Below are 18662 nucleotides of genomic sequence, written 5' to 3'. Positions count from 1 at the left end.
AGATGATTCACACCCTGCCGTAAGTCGCTCACGGCCTGCAGTAGATCATTCACACCGTCCCTACGATAGTTCACGCCGTCTCTACGTTCGCCAACACCGGCCCTGCGCTCGTTCACGCCGGCCCTACGTTCGTTAACACCGGCCCTGCGCTGGCTCCCGCTGCTCCTCCGATGACTCACGGCGTCCCTGCGTTCGTTCACGGCGGCGGGGTGGCGGGGCGCAGAGTGAAAAGTAAGTGGTAATTTTTGGGGTGGCCGGGGGTGATAGTTCGTGCTTTTGCCGATTAACTGGCAGAACGGCACTCTCCCACTTCCCAGGCGCACCAGTATTATGGAAACCGAAACCTCCGCCTCGCTCCGGCAGGCCCTGCTCACCGACCGAGAACACACCATGACCCGAATCTACCAACGGGCCTTTCCGTTGGTGCGCCGCTACGTGCAGCAGCACGGAGGCTCGGCCCAGGATGCCCAGGACATTTTCCAGGACGCCATGGTCATCTTCTACGAAAAGGCCGTGGCCGACACCTTCGTGCTGTCGTCCTCGGTGAGCACGCTGCTGGTGGGCATCAGCCGCAACCGGTGGCGGCAGGAGCTGGACCGCCGCGCCCGCCTGCCCCTTACCGACCTCACCAACCAGCCCGAGCCGCCCGCCGAAACCCCGGCGGATGAGCCTGCCTCCGTGCCTGTGCTCGACTATCTGGCCCGCCTCGGGGAGAAGTGCCAGAGCCTGCTGCTGGACTTCTACTACTTCCAGCAGCCCCTGGACCAGATTGCTGCGGCCCATGACTACGGCAGCGTGCGCTCGGCCACCGTGCAGAAGTTCAAGTGCCTGGAGCGCCTGCGCAAGTCGGTGCGGGCCGCCGTAGCCACCCTAGCCCACTAAGCCATGCGCCCCGCCCTCGACCGTTTGCAGTACCTTGAGCACCACCTGCTGGGCCGGCCCACGCCCGCTGAGGCCGCCCAGTGGCAGGTTCAGCTGCTCACCGACCCCAACCTGGCCGCCGACGCCCAAACGCAGGTTCAGCTCTACCAGGCCCTGCGCGAGGCCGGCCGCCAGCAGCTGCGCCATGAGCTGCGCCAGATTCACGCCCACTTGGAGCGCACCACCCGCCGCCGCACCTGGCTGCAAACTGCCACCGACCACCTAAGCCACCTGCTGGGCCGCCGCTAGTTTTCTACCGCTTTCCTACCGTTTGCTTTCGACCCCTGAAAAGGCCGACCGGCTTTACCATGCCTTCTCCTAACCCCTTCTTTTCCATGCTCATTTCCCAGGAATTCCGAAAATTTGCCGTCCAGGGCCAGGGACTGTCCGGCGCCAGCCTCGACCGGTACCAGCACCAGTTCGAAGGCCGCTTCTATCCCCAGCTCACGGGCATGACCCGCTCCGTGATTGAGGAGCGGCCCACCCGCTTCGCCGAAATCGACGTGTTTTCGCGCCTGATTATGGACCGGATCATCTTTCTGGGCCAGGCCGTCGACGACAATATTGCCAACATCATCACGGCCCAGCTGCTCTTTCTGGAGTCGGTGGATGCCAAGAAGGACATTCTGCTCTACATCAATTCCCCCGGGGGCTCGGTGTACGCCGGCCTGGGCATTTTCGACACCATGCAGTACGTGCAGCCCGACGTGGCCACCATCTGCACCGGGCTGGCGGCCTCGATGGGCGCGTTCCTGCTCTGCGGTGGGGCCCTGGGCAAACGCTCGGCCCTGCCCCACGCCCGGGTCATGATTCACCAGCCCTCCGGTGGGGTGCAGGGCCCCTCGGCCGACATCGAAATAACGGCCCGGGAAGTGGTCAAGCTGCGGCAGGAGCTCTACCAGATTTACGCCGACCGTACCGGCAAAACCTACCAGCAGATCCACGACGACTCCGACCGAGACTACTGGATGCGCGCCGACGAGGCCAAAGAGTACGGTTTGATTGACGAGGTGCTGGAACGGAAAACGGAATAGCATGGCGCCCGGCCCGTGAGCAGAAATGGCTGGCAATGCTGTAATTTAGAACAGCAAATTTCGGGTTGGGAAGAGCATTTCGATGTAGAGTAACTGTAAGCTGTGCGGATAAACTATAATTTTTGGCTGCTCTTCAGTTGCTTGCAGGTGGCGGTGGCCTGCAAGCCTGTGAAAAGAATTTATAGGCGTACACTCCACTGGCAGGAAAGTCAAACCCGGACCAAGTATCTGCGCCGGGCGGATATAATCGGCGGCACGGAGCTGGATAGTGGCCGCTTCGAAGTGTTGCAGTACAGCTATTCTTCTACCCGGCCCTACATCAGTGACACTTGGTATAGCAAAGAGCTGTTTGTACGCGTCAAGCAAATAGCCAATCTGCCCATCAGCCAGCCGCTGCCGGTTCCCAACTCGGCCTTTTCCGTCATTGGCTACGACCGGGCCACGTGGCACTTCGAGCAGTTCCGGAACATCACGGGCACCGTTACCCGGCTGAACAACTCGCCTACTCAGCCCCGCCTGCGGCTCGATTTGCAGTATGTGAATTCGAAAGGGCAGCAGAAGCCCCTGGTGCGGGGCACGTTTACTTTCCGGCTGGATTCCACCTACTTCCAGCGTACTCGCAAGGACTTTCAGGGCCATTATGATGACCTACGCCTGGCCCTGAAAGAGCCGGCGAAAGTCAGGTCACTGGATCTGACCACCTACGCAATTCAGTACGAGAAGCGCAACGGCCGGGACAGCGGCCCCGATACGCTGTACAGCCGGCTGGGCGAGCTGTATAATCTCGACAGCCTACGCCTGCACTTGAGCGGCCTGCCGCGTCTGCCAGCTGGCTTCGAGAAGCTAAAGCGCCTGAAAAAGCTGGACCTGAGCTACAATCACCTGACGGAATTCCCGACGGTACTTTACCAGCTCGACAGCCTGCAGGAGCTGAATCTGGAATACAACCGCCTGGACAGCATTCCGGCTTCAATCAGCCGGCTGAAAAGCTTGCGCGTGCTCAACCTCGATGATAATCGCCTAGTGCGGTATCCGGAAGCCGTGAATGGCCTGACCAGCCTGCGGAAACTCTCCCTGGGCAATGCCAACCTCCGGATAGTGCCCGGAAGCATCCGTCGACTTCAACAGCTGGAGGTATTGGGGCTGGAGGGCTTCTGGAACGATAAACACCGCAACCAAATGACGGATCTTGACGCCCTGCTGGCCCTACCACGGCTGCGGAAACTCAATTTGAAAGGTGGTCTTGCCAACAAATTGCCCGAGGTTATTTATCAGTTGCCGTTGGAAGAACTAAATGTTCAAGACAACGGGCTTGACTCTGCCGACGTGAACTTGCGGCGGCTGCCGAAGCTCAAAAAGCTGGAGCTGAAATACTACCCCTACTTCCCCAAGCCGATCCAGCCCTGACGCATAGCGTAATACACTGCCGTGCCCGCCAGCAGCCCAACCAGGTAGCCGTAGGGGAGCCCCGCGCAGAGCAAGCCCACGAGCAGGGCCACCGTCAGGTCGGCTTTCGAGATGATGATGTCACGGAGCAGGGCGGCCAGGGTCAGGGCTTCGAAGAGCAGCAACACGCCCAGCACCGGCAGCGGGAAGATCTGCACGACTTCGGCAAAGCCCTGGCTGAAAAACAGGCCCAGCACCAGAAACAGGCTGCCATAGAGCACCACCGAGCCGCCGGTCCGGGCCCCGAAGGCGTAGTGGCCGACTAGTCCGCCCGAGCCGTGGCAGACCGGAAAGCCGCCGAAAAACGGGGCCACCAGGTTCATGCAGGCGTAGGTGAAGCTGATCTGCCGCACCGTGACCTTGCGCTCGGGGAAGTGGTCGGTGAGCACCTGCTTGGTGGCTAAAATCGAGTTGCCGAGCGACAACGGAATCTGGGGCAGCGCCAGCAGCACGGCCCCGGTCAGGATGTCGGCGCGCCCGGGGATGTGGAACCCGGGCAGGTGCAGGCCGATGGCTTTCTGGGCCGTGGCCAGATCGAGCTTGAAAACCAGCGCATACGCCACGCCCAGGGCAATAACGACCAGGGCCGCGGGCCAGCGGCGGTTGCCGAGCAGCACCACCGTAATCAGAAACGCCGCCGCGGCCAGGGCAAAACCGGGCAGGCCGTCGGCGGGCACGTACTCCTTGAGCGCCAGCGTGGCCAGCTGCAAGGCCAGCCCGAACTGAATGCCGCGAATGACCGGCTTGGGAATCAGACGGGCCAGGGCGTCGATGAGGCCGGTGGCGGCCAGCACCAGCATGCTCAGCCCAATGGCCAAGCCGCCCCCGAAGATGATGCGGCCGGGAATCTTTTGGGCAATAACCAGCGCCGCAAAGGCCTTGAGCGGCTGCACTGGCATGGGCATACCGTACCAGAGCCCCGAAAACACCTGCAGCAGCCCGAACACAATCAGTACCCCGGCGCTATCGACGCCGGAAGCGGCAATGATGCCGATGAGCAGGGGCAGGTCGGTGCCCAGGTCGCCAAAGGCCCCGGCCAGCTCGTTGCGGTCGAAGCGGATGCGGGGGCGGGCCGGAACGGCGGGAGGAGCGGTAAGCGGCACGAAAAAAGGGAGGAATCAGGAGAAAAAACGGCTCTAATACTGCGGCATGTCGGCGTCGACGGTTTCGGCCCAGGCCTGGATGCCGCCCTGCAGGTTGAGCAGGTTGTCGAAGCCGAACTCGTGCTGCAGGCGAGCAATGGCCTGGGCGCTGCGGCCCCCGCGGTGGCAATATACCACCACCGGATGGTGACGCGGAATCCGGGCCAGGCTGTGCTCCAGGCTGCCCAACGGCACCAGCGTGGCGCCGGGCAGGTGGCAGGTGGCGTACTCCTCGGGCTCGCGCACGTCGAGCAGAAAGGGCGGGGTGGCCGAGCTGAGCTGCAGCTGGAGCTGGGGCGCCGTCAGGCTGGCCAGGCCGGGCTGACAGAGCTCGGCGTAGTCGGCGGGGTCGGCAGTTTCGAGGCTGATGCGGGCCCGCTCGGCGTGGCGCGGAAACTTCAGGATGCGGGTTTGAAACGAGAGGGCATCGAACACCCAAAGCCGGCCGCTGAGCACTTCGCCCAGGTCCAGAATTACCTTCAGCGCCTCGTTGGCCTGGGCGCAGCCAATCAAGCCCGGCAGCACGCCCAGCACGCCGGTGGCGTCGCAGTTGGGCGCCTCGGTGGCCGAGGGCGGGGTCGGAAACAGGCAGCGGTAGCTGGGGCCGCCGGCGTAGTTGAACACCGACACCTGCCCCTCAAACTTGTAGATGGCGCCCGAAATTAGGGGCCGGCCGGTGCTCACGCAGGCGTCGTTGAGCAGGTAGCGGGTCGGGAAGTTGTCGGAGCCGTCCACCACCACGTCGTAGCGGCCCACCAGCTCGCGCACGGCGGCCCGGTCGATGCGGTGCGGATATACCTGACAGTGCACCAGTGGGTTGAGGCGCTGCACGGCCCGGGCGGCGGCCTCGGCCTTGTTCTGGCCCAGGTCGGCGGACCCGAACAGGATCTGGCGCTGCAGGTTGCTGGTTTCGACCTGGTCGTCGTCGGCAATGCCGAGCGTGCCCACGCCGGCCGCGGCCAGGTACTGGAGTACCGGGCAGCCCAGGCCGCCGGCACCCACCACCAGCACCCGGGCCGCCTTGAGCTTTTCCTGGCCGGCGTCCCCGATTTCGGGCAGCTGCAGGTGGCGGCGGTAGCGCTGCCGTTCGTCGGGAGTAAGCATTGCGGAGAATTTTAAATCTGGACTGTGCATTCGGAATTCGCAGCAGGCGCGTTTCCGAATTCAGCTCTGGTTCTAAACTTACGCCCCAACTTAAAAGTTACCCTTCGGCCCGCCCTCGGCTTTCTTCAGCCCTTTCCCCAAGCCCGCCGGAAGCCCGTAAGTACCAATTCAGCATTCATAATTCTCCCGTGAAAGCCTTCCTGCCGCCGACCAGCTACGAGTACGCCACCATCCAGAAAGTGGCGGGTACCCACCTGACCGAGGCCTCCGACGTGCTGGCCGCCGAGGAGCCCCTGGAAATCCGGCTGGGCTACGGGCCGGCGGGGCAGCGGGAGCACCGCACCTTGTCGGTGACGATGCGCACGCCGGGCCACGACTTCGAGCTGACGGCAGGCTTCCTGCTCACTGAGGGGCTCATCCGCAGCCGCGCCGAGCTGACCGGCGTCCTCTATTGCCCCGATGTGGAAAAGGCCGAGGAGCGCGAAAACGTGGTCCGGGCCGAGCTGGCCGCGGGCCTGCCCCTGGATATGCCGCGGCTGGAGCGCCACTTCTACACCAGCAGCAGCTGCGGGGTCTGCGGCAAAACCAGCATTGAGGCCGTGCACGCCGCCGCCTGCCCCGTGCTGCCCGCCGATGGCCCCCACGTGGCGGCGTCCGTGATTCACGAGTTGCCCGGGCGGCAGCGGGCGGCCCAGGAACTGTTTGAGCAAACCGGCGGCCTGCACGCGGCGGCGCTGTTTTCCCCCGCCGGGGAGCTGCTCCTGCTCCGCGAAGACGTGGGCCGCCACAACGCCCTCGACAAGGTGATTGGGGCCGCGCTGCTCGCCGACCAGCTGCCCCTGCACCAGCACGTGCTGCTCGTGAGCGGGCGGGCTTCGTTTGAGCTGGTGCAGAAAGCAGCCGTGGCCGGGATTCCCATCATGGCGGCCGTGGGCGCACCCAGCTCCCTGGCCGTGCGGGCCGCCCAGGATTTCGGCATGACGCTCTGCGGCTTCGTGCGCCAGCAGCGCTACAACGTGTACACCCACCCCTGGCGCATCCGGGGTAATTCTTAAAACATGAATACTGAATTAGCAGGGCTTGCTTTCGCCTTTTCCGCCAACTCTGCGTAATCCAGCATTCGTAGTTCACCCTTCAGAATTCCACCCAGTGAAGCTTCGCCTCGAAGAAAACTCCTTACGTCTGCGCCTGTCCGAAGCTGAGGTGCAGCAGTTTGCCGCCACCGGCCGGGTGGCCGTCGCCCTGCCCCTGGGTCCCACGGCCACCGACACCCTGACTTACGCCCTGGAACGGGCCGAATCCGAGGAGTTTCGGGTAACCTACGGGGCCGGAGCCGTCACGGTGAAGGTGCCTGCCACGCTGGCCGCCCACTGGACCGGCACCGACCAGAACGGTTTGGCAGCCACCTTGCTGGTAGCCGAAAACCAGACCTTGCGTATTCTGGTTGAAAAAGACCTGGACTGCCGACATTAACCCGCGGCTAGGTTTCTCACTCCTTCGTTTTCACTTTGCCACCTCCCGTCATGGAAAAATCTCCCGCCGAAGACCCCAGCCAGGCTGGCAAAACGCAACAGCAGGGCGCTGAAGCCAACACTCCCAAAAGCGGGGAACGGCCCGGTCAGGGCGAGGCGCCCGCCCCCGACCACTACCGCCCCGACCCCCAGCACCAGCGCGACGAATCCAACATCAAAGCTCCCGACGTGGCCAACGCCAAATACAAGCATCCCATCCTGGCCCAGCCGCCCGAAGCCCTGACCGGCCTGCGCCTGGAAGAACAGCAGCGCGTGGCCGCCGGCGTGACGGCCGTTATCAAGTCCATGGAGTTCAACTGGGGCGAGGCCGGCCTGAGCCGGGGCACCCGCGGGCTGCTGAAAATGAACCAGAAGGACGGGTTCGACTGCTCTTCCTGCGCCTGGCCCGACCCCGACGACCACCGCTCGGTGGCCGAGTTTTGCGAAAACGGCGCCAAAGCCACCGCCTCCGACGCCGACGACAAAGCCGCCGGCCCCGAGTTTTTTGCCAAGCACAGCCTGGCCGAACTGTCGCAGATGACGGACCGGGACCAGAACAACGCCGGCCGCCTCACTCACCCGATGGTGGTGCGCCCCGGCGACAACCACTATTCGCCCATCGAGTGGGCGGAGGCGTTTAAAATCATTGCTGACAACCTCAACGCCCTGGCCTCGCCCAACGAGGCGCTGTTTTATACTTCGGGCAAGGTGCCCAACGAGCCGGCCTTTCTGTTCCAGCTCTTTGCCAAGCTGCTCGGCACCAACAACCTGCCCGACTGCTCCAACATGTGCCACGAGAGCAGCGGGGCGGCCCTGAGCCCCACGCTAGGTCTGGGCAAGGGCTCGGTCACGCTCAACGACATCCACGAGGCCGAGGTCATCCTCATCATCGGACAGAACCCGGGCACCAACCACCCGCGCATGCTCACGGCCTTGCAGAAGGCCAAGCGCAACGGAGCCCAGATTATTGCCGTCAACCCGCTGTTTGAGGCGGGGCTGAACCACTTCAAGAATCCCCAGGACTTCATGAATCCGCTCCGGGCCCTGGGCGCGCTGATGGGTGACGGCACCCAGATAACGGACCTGTTTCTGCAGGTGCGCGTGGATGGCGACATGGCCCTGCTGCGCGGCATTATGAAGCACCTCTTCGAAGCCGAGGACGCCAACCCGGGCCTGGTTGTAGACCGGCCCTTCATCGATAAGTACACCACCGGCTTCGACTCGTTTGAGCAGAACATCCGCAACACGAGCTGGGAAGACATTGAGGAGCTCAGCGGCATTTCCCGGGCGCAGCTGCTGGAGGCCGCCAACATGCTGGCCCGCAAGCAGAAGATTATCACCTGCTGGGCCATGGGCGTGACCCAGCAGCGCCAGGGCGTGCAGACCATCCAGGAAATTGTGAACCTGCATCTGCTGAAGGGCGCCATCGGCAAGCCCGGGGCCGGCACCTGCCCGGTGCGGGGCCACTCCAACGTGCAGGGCGACCGGACCATGGGCGTCTGGGAGCAGCCCACCAAGGAGTTCCAGGACAAGCTGGGTCAGGAATTCAACTTCCAGCCCCCTTACGAGCACGGCTACGATACGGTGGAGGCCATCAAGGCCATGTATAAGGGTAAAACCAAGGTCTACTTCGGCCTGGGCGGCAACCTGCTGGCCGCCGGCCCCGACACCGAAGTCATTGCCGAGGGTATGCGCAAGCAGAAGCTGACCGTGTTTGTGGGCACCAAGCTCAACCGCGGCCACCTCGTGACGGGGGAAACCAGCCTACTGCTGCCCTGCTTCACCCACGCCGACGTGGACATGCAGAAAAGCGGCCACCAGATGACGTCCTGCGAGAATTCGATGGGCGTGGTCAGTCAGAACAAGGGCGTGCTGGTGCCGCTGCCGGGGCAGATGATGAGCGAAGTAGCCATCCTCTGCGGCGTGGCCATTGCCACCCTCGGCGACAAAATCAACATTGCCGACTGGGTGGCCATGACCGAGAACTACGACGTCATCCGGGACCACATCAGCCGCGTCATTCCGGGCTTCGAGGATTTCAACGAGAAGCTGCGGCGGCCCGGCGGGTTCTATCTGCCCAACGGCCCCCGGGAGCGGAAATTCACCACCAAGAACGGCAAGGCCAACTTCACCACCACCGAGCTGGAGAAGTACAAGCTGGAGCCCGACCAACTCGTGCTGATGACCGTGCGCAGCCACGACCAGTTCAACACCACCATCTACGACTACAACGACCGGTACCGGGGCATCCACGGAGAGCGGCGGGTGCTGTTTATGAACCGCCAGGACATGGCCGACCGGGGGCTCAAGGCCAAGGACCTCATCGACATCACCAGCCACTTCCAGGGTGATGAGCGCACGGTGGAGAAGTTTCTGGCTATTCCCTACGACATTCCGAAGGGCAACGTGGCCGCCTACTTCCCCGAGGCCAACCCGCTGGTGCCCATTGCCAGCGTGGCCAAAACCAGCAACACACCTACGTCCAAGTACGTGGTGGTGACGGTGATTCCGACTAAGGCCCTCAATGCCTCCCGCGAAGACCTGGAAGCCCGGGTAAAGGCCCGGGAGCTGGCATAACTGCCGGCTAGTACAGACTGACGAAGCCCCGGCGCCCATCCGTGCCGGGGCTTTTTTCGACTACTATCTCCACCTGGGATGCTCGGAAGCCAACTGGTTGGGTTCGGAACCCAACTGGTTTACCTTTGAACCCAACTACTTCACCTCGGACCCGAACTAGCTTAGTTCAGAACTTAACTGGTTTACCTTCGAACCGAACCAGTTCGTCTCGGAACCCAACTAGTTCACCTCGAAACCGAACTGGTTTACCTTTGAAACCAACTGATTAGGTTTAGAGCCCAACTGGTTCGGTTCCGGGCGGGGCTGAACAATATTCCCTTCGCAATCTTGCGGCCCGCAACTTTTCCTTTATGTCCGACGAGCCCGAAATTTCTGTTTTCACCCACCACTTCGGCCGCCCTGAGCCCGCCGTGCCGCCCGGCGACTTTTTCGCCGACAAGTTCGACAAGAGCCTGTGGCGGATGATGTACGACGAGGTGGGCGCGGGCTGGTATCGCAACGGGTTTCTGTACCTGTTTGGGGCCGAGCTGCCCGGGCTCACCCCCATTCTGGACCTGTGGGCGCACCGACTGACGCCGGGTGTGGAGCGGACCGTCATTGGCCGCAATGCTTACGGCATGCTGCTGGTGGCCGAGCAAACCACCGACGAAGGCACCGACGCCCCCATCGGCCTGCTCGATCCTGCTGCGGGCACCTACGCCACCTTCGAGGGGCTCGACTTCGCCAGCCTGCTCAGCGACTGGCTCCCCCAGGATCAGCTGCCCGGCTTCCTGGACCAGGCGCACTACGACGCTTTCCGGCAGGCCGGCGGGCAGCTTCAGCCCAACGAGGTGCTGGCTCCGCAAATGGCAAAGGATGGCCCCGAAGACGTGCTGGCCTACCATAGCCGCATGGCCGCGCACCATACCTAACCGTCGGCCTGAATAAGGCCGGTAGGGTAACACTCCTTCTACACTCGGCTCCAACGCCTCTAGTAATGAGCACAGCCCCTGACCGCGCCAACGGTCAGGGGCTGTGCTCATTTTTATGGGTTAGCAAGGGCGCAGAGTAAGGTTCAACACGGCGCTCAGGACAGCAAAATTATTGCTCCTTAGAAGGGGTAGCCGATGGCAATGTTGTAGACGGGGGCGGTGCTGCGCTTGCCGCCGTCGGGGTCGGTGGTGCGGCCATCAGGGTAGCGCACGGGCACGGCCGCGTCGAGGCGGATGACGAAGAACTGCACGTCGATGCGGATGCCGGCGCCGGCGCCCACGGCCAGCTGGTTGAGGAAGGTGCCGGGGTTGAACTTGCCGCCGAGGCGGGCCGGGTCCTCATTGACCAGCCAGATGTTGCCCGCATCCACGAACAAAGCGCCCTTCACGTAGGGAAACAAATCCTGGCGGTACTCGGCGTTGGCCTCCAGGCGCAGGTCACCAACCTGGTCGTAGAAGTAATTGGTTTCCTGGGTCGCCGTAGTCGGCATGTAGGTCCCCGGCCCGATGCCGCGGGCCCGGAAAGCCCGCACGCTGTTGGGTCCGCCGATGCCGTACTGCTTCAGGTAGGGCAGCACGTTGGAGTTCTGGTAGGGCAAGCCAGCCCCGATCAGCAGGCGGGTGGCAATCTTGTTGCCGCTGGTCGGGTTGGTGGAGGTGCGGAAGTAGTTGCGCAGCTCCAGGTCCACTTTGGTATACTGGGCAAACTGCTGGCCCAGCAACGTGTAGGCCTTGTCGCCGCTGGCCGTGGTTATCTGGGGCTGGCCCGTGAGGCTGCTGAACAGATAAGCCAAATTACCGGACACTTCCACGCCCCCGCTGAAGTAGATCTGGTTGCGGCGCTGCTCGAGGGCCTGCTGATTGTAGGTGTAGCGGTAGCTGCTGCCCAGGATAAACTGCTGGCGGAAGCTGTTGGCAAGGAACGGCCGGTCGGCCAGCAACTGCTTGAACTGGTCGGAAGTCCCGCTGAGCTGGATATACTGCAAGTCGATGGGGCGCAGCTCCTGCTCGTTGGTGAGCTTGGTTTTCCAGGTGTAGCCGTAGTTGAGGTTGAACACGTCCTCGCGGAAGGCCTGCAGGCGCTCCACGTACTTATAGCCGGCTCCGAAAGTGGTGCGGGGCTGGAAGTCGGAGTTGCGCAGCCGGATGTCGAAGGGCGGCGTGATAAGGCGGGGCACCACGAGCTGGGCATCGGCGCCGAGCTCGTAGGAAGTCAGGCCGATGGTGTTGGAGCCGGCCTTGGTCTGGTTTTCAAACGAGCCCGTCACGTTCACCAGCAACTGCTCGGCCCCGCGCAGAGCCGAGCGGTTGCGAAACTGGATACGGAAGCCCGGCCCCACGAAGCCGTTGCTCTTGCTGACCAGCAGCACCTCGGCCCGCAGGCTTTTCTTGGGCAGCTGGGTCATGCGCACGTTGCTGATCAGGTGGCCAAAGCCGGCCGAGTCGGGCACGGCGCGGTCGGGGCGGAAGCGGATGTCCACGAACTTGAACGTGCCCAGGCTCATCAAGCGGCTCAGGGTCTGGTCGGAGCGGCGGCGGCGGTACACGCTGTCCGGGTACAGGAAGGTGGCGTTGGTAATGGCCTTGGCCTTGAACACCTCCTCATCGGGGAAGTAGCGGTACTTCTGGTAGATGATGGGCTTGCGGCCCAGCGAGGCCGTATCCGACAGGGAGTAGTCGGTGTTCAGCGTCACGCGGCTGAGCACGTAGGGCTTGGCGGCCCGGCGCGGCACCGAGCCCTTCACCTTCAGGTACACGTTGGCTTGGTTGTCGAGCGTGCTGTCGACTTCAAAGAGCAGGTAGTCGGGGGTGAAGTAGTAATAGCCCTGGTTTTTGAGCACGCCGTCGATACGGTTCCGCTCGTTGATAAAGGTTTGCAGGCTGTACGGGTCGCCAACCTTGAGCAGCGTGCCCGGCTCGGTGGCCCGGATGGCCCGGGTCAGGAGCGTGTCGCCCTCGGGGAAGTGGATTTCCTTGATCAGGTAGGGCTTACCCACCAGGGCCGTGTAGTCGATGGAAGCCGTGCGGCCCTTGGTCTGGATCTTGCTGCCCACGCTGGGCTTGAAGTAGCCGTTGTTGTTGAGGCGGTTGACCATCAGCTGCTTCACTTTCTGGGTGTCGGCCTGGCTGAGCAGCACGGGCTTTTCCCCGTACTTATCGGCCAGCCAGTGGCCCAGGCCCTTGGTTTTACCCTCGCCCATGTGCCAGAAGTAGAGCTTGGGCCGCAGCCCCAGAATGGAGGAGTTGGGCTTGGGCGTGACGACGCCTTCGAGCTCCGTGACCAGGGCCGCCTCGTTTTTGATGGGCGCCTCCGACTTCACCTTCACCGTGCTGCCGGTATAGAGCTTGGCGCCTTCGGGAATAAACTTCGTACCCGAGCAGGAAGCCAGCAGCGCCAGCGTCAGCGCGGCCAGACCGCGGCGCGGCAGGGAAGAAACGGAAGAAAGGCGGCGGGGTACAAGCACGGACGAAAGCGAAATAAAGCGGCGAAAAACGATGATTAGCGGCTGGTAGCGGCGGGGGGAGTAGCGCGAGTGGTGTCGCGGCGGGCCAGGGGCGGGGCAGCCACCTTGGTGGAATCCTGCTCAGCCTTGCGCTCCTGGCGGGTGCGGCGGCGTTCCAGTTTCACTTCCTCCTTCACCGTCTTGTCGATGCCGCGGAACAGGTCGGCCAGGGTCTGGTAGTCGCGCTGGAAGATGAGCGAGGCCCCGGTGCGCACAAATTGGCCGTCGATGTCGCCGTAGGCGTTGTTGCGGAAGGCCCGCAGGCGAATCCGGCCATTGGCCAGCACGTTGTACTCGATGCTCACGTCGCCGGCGAAGGCGCTCAGGCCGGCCTGGCTCTGCCCCGTGGAAGCCTGGTTGCCCCCGCCCAGGGGCACGTCGGTACCCAGGCGCACGGTCAGGCGGTTGTTAAACAATTGCCGGCGCACGGCCACATTCAGGTCGGTGCGGGTTTTCTCCGCGCCCGAGGAGTAGTCGGCGTAGGAATCCACGCCCAGCTCCACGCCCAAATTCGACAGGTAGGAGCCGGTCAGGTTGTTGAGCTGCTGGGTGAGCACCTGGCTGGCCGAGCCCCGCAGCTGGTCGGCCACGAAGTTGCCGTTGGAGTTCTGGAAGGGGTCCTGGGCCAGAAAGCGGTTCAGTACGATCAGCGAGAACACCTGCTTGTTGAGCTCGGTGGTTTCGCTGGGCTGGCGCAGCTGGGTGAGGCGGGCCTCGATGGGGCCGCGCAAGTCGGTGCGGGCCTCCTCGGGCAGCTTGATGTCGAAGCCGATAACGGGCTTGAGCAACTCCCCGGTCACGTTCAGATACACCTGGAAGGGCAGCTGGTTGCGGCCCACGGCCTTGAGGGTTTCCTCTTCCACGCCCTGGGCCGAGAGCAGCTCGGCCGGCGGCGCCTTCACGTTGTAGATGGCGGCCACGTTGAGCTGGGCGTTATAGGGGTCCCCGCTCCACTGAATGTAGCTGCCCTGACCGATGTCGAAATCCCGGGAAGCCAGGCCGTAGAGCGACATGGCGTACTTGCCCTTGGTCACTTCCAGGCGACCGGTGAGGGTGATGTTGCCGCTGGGGTCAATCTTGGTGTTGAGCGTGCCGGCGGCGTACACCTTGAGGTTGTCGCCCGAAACGGGGTCGATAACGATGGTGAAGGGCGTGTTGTCGTTCACCGTCACCACGGCCCGGATATCGTAGCCGGGCGCCGCTTCGGCCGAGTCGAGCTTGACGCTGCGCGCCAGCATGGTATCGAGCGGGGCGCTTTTGTCCACAAACTTGACGATACCGTCACTTTCCACCAAGCCGGCCTCGTCGTTGGGCACGGCCACCTTCAGGTCGGAGCCCTCGACCACCACGGCCCGGGTGTTGACCACGGGCAGGGTGAGGTTGCCGGTGATGCGCGAGTCGGAGTCCACGACAAGCTTGCCCCAAAACAGCGGGTTCTCGTTCTGGGTGCTTTGCACGGCCAGGAACTTGTCGGTAGTAGCCTCCAGGTCGAAGCGGAAGTCGTCGACGTAGTTTTTGGTGTACACGTTGCCGTTCACCACGGCCTTGTTGCCCACCGAGTCGAGTACGGTGAAGTTGCTGAATTCCAGCCCGCGGCCGCCGAAGGTCACGTCCTGGCTAACCAGGCGGTAGGGCGCGCCGAGCTGGGTGAGCGTGAAGCCCGCGTCGGGCGTGGTGGTGAGCACACCCCGAATCTGGGGCTGGGCCACGGTGCCCGTCACGGCGAGGTTGCCGGTGATGCCGCCGAGCATTTCGCGCAGCTGCCCGGCCGAAAAGGGCTCAATGGTCTTGAGGTCGAACTTGTTGACCGTAACGGCAAACTCAATCGGGCTGGGCGGCGTGGCCAAATAGTAGCCCACGGCCCGCACGTCGGTACCGGTGGCGTTGGTCAGGCGGGCATCCACGTTGTAGCGGTCCGGAGTGGGGTTGGTGGCCTGCAGGGCAATGTCGCCGATGGCGGCCTTGTTGTAGGCGAAGTTGGTCAGCTTCAAGTCTGCAGTAAAGGCCTGCTTGGGCTTGCCGATGCTGTAGGCCACGGCCTGCCCGTTGAGCGTGCCGGCCACCATCGAGTCGGGCATGCCGGCCGACTTGGCCAGGCCGTTGAGGTCGAAGTTGGAAATCAGGGCCTGGAGCGGGTACTGGGTGCCGGGCAGGGTCTGGAGCTTCAGCGACTGGTTGCCCTGGCTGAGCTGGACGTTGTTGGCCTGGATGGCGCCGGTGGCGGTGGTGTAACGCAGCTCGTTGCCGGGCGCCACGGTCCACTGCTGGTTGTCGAGCACCAGGTTGGGCCCGAAGCTGAAGGCGTAGGCCGCGCCCTGATTCAGCACCTGCAGCACCCCGCTCAGGTTGAGCTTCTGGGCGCTGTCCGACTCGGCGATGCGCAGGTTAGTGCCAATCTTGTTGTCGGCAATGCTGCCGGTCAGACTGGGGTTGGGCAGGCGCAGGGTCGTGTCCTGGCGGGCCTGGCGCAGCTTGAGGGCGTAGTCGAGCTTCTGCGGGTCGGAGTCGACGTGGAAGCGCAGGGAGTCGAGGGTGTACGTCTGGTACTTAATCAGCGGGATGCGGCTGTCGACGGTCAGGTTAGCCGCCCGGCTGTCGTAGCTGCCGGTGAGCTTGAAAGGCGAAATCTGCTTGAGGTCGGGCACCAGCTGGGTGGCAATCTTCGGATTCTTCAGGTTGGCCTCGAAGGTGAACTGCCGGTAGGTAGCCGACGGCCGGTACTGCACCCCGGGTAGGTCGAAATACCGGTCGAGGTGGCGCTGCAGCTCCAGGGCCAGGTCACCCAGGCGGGTGTTGCCGCGCAGCGTGGCGTCGAGCACGTTGGAGGCAAAGTCGACCTCGGTGCGGCCCGGCCGCTGCAGGATGCGCCCGTTCACCGAATCCAACGCAAACGGCTGGTTATCCTTGACAATCACGATGCGGCGGCCCCCAAACGTGCCGTTGAGGGAGTTCAGATCCGAGCCGCTGATGTTGGCCTGCAAATCCCCCTGGATGCGCAGGTCGCCGCCGGTGTAAAAGCCCAGGGCCGTGAGGTTGGCCCCGCGCAGATTCAGGCGGTCCACGGTATAGGTTGGGTTCTTGGCGTCGCGCAGGTTCACCGTGGCCAGCAGGTCCAAGTCCAGGTTGGGGTCTGACTTACTCTTGGCGTCCACCTTATACAGCTGCCGGTCGATGTCCACGTTGGCCGTGATGCCGCGGTAGTTGTAGCCGTTGTAGCGGGCACTCTGCACGTTGGCCACGAGCTTGCCGCGCATCTGGGTCGGGTCGAGGCCGCGGGCGTTCAGGCGGCCGGTAGCCGTGACCTTGCCGATAGTCGGGTCGCGCAGAAACTTGCCCACGTCGAGGCCCTGGGTGGCGAAGGTGGCCGTAATCGGCTCCTGCCCTTTCGGCCCGGCGCCCATGTTCACCTGGGCCGTAGCGTTGCCGAAGGAGGTCGTCGCGCGCAGGTTGGCGTCGAACACCTGGGCCGTGGGGCGCCCTTTAAAAGTGCCGGCCACGCTCATCCGGTCGGGCAGGCGGTACTCCTTCGGAATCGTGCCCTTGGGCAGCAAACTCTGCAGGTCGGCGTTGGTGGTCGTAAACTGCTTGATGTTAAGGTCGGTGTACAACCGGCGGTCCGTTTCGGGCAAACCCTGAATGCGGCCGTCGGCGCGCAGAATCGTGTTGCGGAAGCCCACGAACTCCAGATTCTTCACCCGGAAGTCGCCCACGCGCCCGTTCACCAGCCCGCTGATCAGCACCGACTGGTTGGGTCCCGTGTTAAACGGTGCCGTGCCGGCCAGGTCGGGAGCCAGGTAGAGGATGTCGCGGAAGCCCAGGCGCACGTTGCGCAGGTCGCCTTCGATACCCAGGTTGGGCAGCTGCTTCACGTCGGCCAGCGCGTCGAGGCTCTTGTAGCGCATGGCCAGGGTGCGGCGGATGCGGGTGTGGGGCGTAATCAGGTCAAGGCTGTCGAGGCGGGTCTGCACCGAGTCGAACACCACGTCGGCCCGGGCACTTTCCACCTGAAAGCCGCTTTTTTCCTTGCCGGCCAGGTTCACGATGCGGCCGGTGGTGCGGTTTTCGGAATAGAACAGGTTCTCCGTGTTGAGCACCAGGTCCGTGAACTTAAGGTGGTTGTAGTCCATAGCCGGCAGGCGGGTGCGCTGGGCGGGCTCGTCGAAGTTGTCGAAGGCCACGTCCACGCCGCTGATATCGGACTTTTTGAGCGTCACCACCCAGCTGGTGGCCTGGCCGGTGGCTTTTTCTACCGACTCGTTCAGGTTGCGCACGGCTTCGGCGGGGTTCACCACGCGCTGCTCCACGGGCACGTTCTCGTTCTGGGCGTAGGCCACCGAGGTGTTGCGCAGCTTGAGCTGATTCAGGGCCACGCGGGAGTGGATCAGGTCGATGTTGTCGGCCGTCACCTCGGCCTCCCCGATGCGGGTGCTGATAAACTGGGCCGCCACTTGGTTGCGGTAAGTCAGGCGCACATTGTTGAGCGCGGCCGAGTTAAGCCCAAACGTGAGCGTGAGCGGCTCGGAGGGCGTGTCCGGCGGCACCTTGGTCTGCACGATGCCGATGCTGGTGTTCTTCAGCGCCGCCGAGTTGATTTTGTAAATGGACCGGTCCACGTCCACCTCGTCCATGGTCACGGCCAGATCCCCAACCTTGGTGCGCACATCGTTGCCGTCGACCTGGTCCTGGTAGGTTAGGAAAATGTTGGACAGGTGCAGGTCGCCGATGTCGTACTTAAAGCCGCCGGTGGTATCTACCGGGGCGGCGGGGTCGGCAGGCGTGGTGAAGGCGTCCACGATAAAGTCGTAGTTCGACACGCTGTCGGGCTCGGTGCGCTTGATGGCCAGCCGGCCGTCGTTGAGCTCCAGGCTTTTCACGTTGATCTGCGACTTGGTCAGGGCCCACAGGTCCAGATCTACCCCTACGTGCCCCACAGCCAGCAGCGTATCTTTCTGCTGGTCTTCCAGATACACGTTGTCGAGGGAAATAGCGTGGCGGAAGTCGGTGCGGAATTTTCCGATGCGCACCTCCGTGCCGAGCTTGCCGCGCAGGTACTTCTCGGCCTGGCGGGCGGCAAAGTCTTGGGTGGCGGGAAACTGCAGGGCCACCACGGCCACCACCACGAGCAGCAGCACCAGCGCCAGCAGGCCGAGAATGACGTAGAGGGCGCGACGAACGTAAGTAGGCAAGGTGTTGATAGGGCAAAAAGCGTAAAGTTCCGTTCGTCCAAACGCAGGAAACCGCGCCGGGGTTGGCTCTGAATTGGCCGGCTGCCGGCCGGAAGGCGGTAGGGCTCAGCTTAGGACCCCGAAAACGGCGGGTGGTTTCGGGGCGGACCGCGGGGCGCCGGTACCGGGCCGGGTTCGCCGTTTCACCCCGGATTAGTTGCGTTAAATATTTACGTTTTCCGGGCCCCGATTACACCCGATTCCCCCTAGACTCTAGTATCTTTCGC

General features: G+C 63.4%; 12 protein-coding genes. 8 read left to right on the top strand and 4 right to left on the bottom strand.

The features are described 5' to 3' along the window. Positions 1 to 330: 330 nt before the first annotated feature. From EWM57_RS14580 to EWM57_RS14565, 4 genes are all read left to right on the top strand, one after another. The gene (locus EWM57_RS14580) at positions 331 to 882 is read left to right on the top strand and encodes an RNA polymerase sigma factor (RefSeq protein ID WP_129921892.1); all 552 of its coding nucleotides are present in this window, start codon (positions 331 to 333) and stop codon (positions 880 to 882) included. Positions 883 to 885: 3 nt separating this feature from the next. Then, positions 886 to 1170 carry a hypothetical protein gene (locus EWM57_RS14575; protein WP_129921891.1) on the top strand — a complete coding sequence of 95 codons (285 nt, stop codon included), beginning with the start codon at positions 886 to 888 and terminating at the stop codon, positions 1168 to 1170. A gap of 86 nt (positions 1171 to 1256) precedes the next feature. Continuing rightward, positions 1257 to 1955 carry a ClpP family protease gene (locus tag EWM57_RS14570; RefSeq protein ID WP_129921914.1) on the top strand — a complete coding sequence of 233 codons (699 nt, stop codon included), beginning with the start codon at positions 1257 to 1259 and terminating at the stop codon, positions 1953 to 1955. A 168-nt stretch (positions 1956 to 2123) separates the two neighbouring features. Beyond that, complete coding sequence (locus tag EWM57_RS14565; RefSeq protein WP_165370525.1) at positions 2124 to 3362, top strand: leucine-rich repeat domain-containing protein; 1239 nt, start codon at positions 2124 to 2126, stop codon at positions 3360 to 3362. On the opposite strand, the gene EWM57_RS14560 is transcribed toward EWM57_RS14565, so the two are convergent. Together EWM57_RS14560 and moeB are read right to left on the bottom strand one after the other, a co-directional pair. After that, positions 3335 to 4504 carry a putative sulfate/molybdate transporter gene (locus EWM57_RS14560; RefSeq protein WP_129921889.1) on the bottom strand — a complete coding sequence of 390 codons (1170 nt, stop codon included), beginning with the start codon at positions 4502 to 4504 and terminating at the stop codon, positions 3335 to 3337. The two genes, EWM57_RS14565 and EWM57_RS14560, sit on opposite strands and share 28 nt — an antisense overlap. A 33-nt stretch (positions 4505 to 4537) precedes the next feature. Continuing rightward, positions 4538 to 5647 carry a molybdopterin-synthase adenylyltransferase MoeB gene (gene moeB / locus EWM57_RS14555; RefSeq protein WP_129921888.1) on the bottom strand — a complete coding sequence of 370 codons (1110 nt, stop codon included), beginning with the start codon at positions 5645 to 5647 and terminating at the stop codon, positions 4538 to 4540. 188 nt (positions 5648 to 5835) lie between these two features. On the opposite strand from moeB, the gene fdhD reads away from it, so the two are divergent. The 4 genes from fdhD to EWM57_RS14535 all read left to right on the top strand — a co-directional run bounded on the left by fdhD (position 5836) and on the right by EWM57_RS14535 (position 10646). Continuing rightward, entirely contained in the window at positions 5836 to 6702 is an 867-nt protein-coding gene (gene fdhD, locus EWM57_RS14550; RefSeq protein ID WP_129921887.1) for a formate dehydrogenase accessory sulfurtransferase FdhD, read from the top strand. A gap of 94 nt (positions 6703 to 6796) precedes the next feature. Then, positions 6797 to 7120 carry a DUF7009 family protein gene (locus EWM57_RS14545; RefSeq protein ID WP_129921886.1) on the top strand — a complete coding sequence of 108 codons (324 nt, stop codon included), beginning with the start codon at positions 6797 to 6799 and terminating at the stop codon, positions 7118 to 7120. A gap of 50 nt (positions 7121 to 7170) precedes the next feature. Then, positions 7171 to 9735, top strand: coding sequence for an FdhF/YdeP family oxidoreductase (locus EWM57_RS14540; protein ID WP_129921885.1), 2565 nt, complete (start codon positions 7171 to 7173; stop codon positions 9733 to 9735). A 350-nt stretch (positions 9736 to 10085) separates the two neighbouring features. Further along, complete coding sequence (locus tag EWM57_RS14535; RefSeq protein WP_129921884.1) at positions 10086 to 10646, top strand: hypothetical protein; 561 nt, start codon at positions 10086 to 10088, stop codon at positions 10644 to 10646. A gap of 179 nt (positions 10647 to 10825) precedes the next feature. Here EWM57_RS14535 and tamL read toward each other — a convergent pair whose 3' ends face one another. Further along, on the bottom strand, positions 10826 to 13171 hold the full coding sequence (gene tamL / locus EWM57_RS14530; protein WP_129921883.1) for a translocation and assembly module lipoprotein TamL: 2346 nt from the start codon (positions 13169 to 13171) through the stop codon (positions 10826 to 10828). Positions 13172 to 13206: 35 nt separating this feature from the next. Continuing rightward, positions 13207 to 18396, bottom strand: a complete 5190-nt coding sequence (locus tag EWM57_RS14525; protein WP_129921882.1) for a translocation/assembly module TamB domain-containing protein — start codon at positions 18394 to 18396, stop codon at positions 13207 to 13209. Positions 18397 to 18662: the final 266 nt, after the last annotated feature.

This window comes from Hymenobacter persicinus (assembly GCF_004167665.1).
Classification (GTDB): Bacteria; Bacteroidota; Bacteroidia; order Cytophagales; family Hymenobacteraceae; genus Hymenobacter; species Hymenobacter persicinus.
Note: the sequence above shows the minus strand (reverse complement) of the source record. Positions and strands in the feature narration are given on the sequence as shown.

What these genes read in the sequence shown, in the direction of transcription:
- moeB (WP_129921888.1), bottom strand. Translation starts at nt 5,647, where the DNA reads ATGCTTACTCCCGACGAACGGCAGCGCTACCGCCGCCACCTGCAGCTG.
- EWM57_RS14580 (WP_129921892.1), top strand. Translation starts at nt 331, where the DNA reads ATGGAAACCGAAACCTCCGCCTCGCTCCGGCAGGCCCTGCTCACCGAC.
- EWM57_RS14570 (WP_129921914.1), top strand. Translation starts at nt 1,257, where the DNA reads ATGCTCATTTCCCAGGAATTCCGAAAATTTGCCGTCCAGGGCCAGGGA.
- EWM57_RS14540 (WP_129921885.1), top strand. Translation starts at nt 7,171, where the DNA reads ATGGAAAAATCTCCCGCCGAAGACCCCAGCCAGGCTGGCAAAACGCAA.
- EWM57_RS14575 (WP_129921891.1), top strand. Translation starts at nt 886, where the DNA reads ATGCGCCCCGCCCTCGACCGTTTGCAGTACCTTGAGCACCACCTGCTG.
- EWM57_RS14535 (WP_129921884.1), top strand. Translation starts at nt 10,086, where the DNA reads ATGTCCGACGAGCCCGAAATTTCTGTTTTCACCCACCACTTCGGCCGC.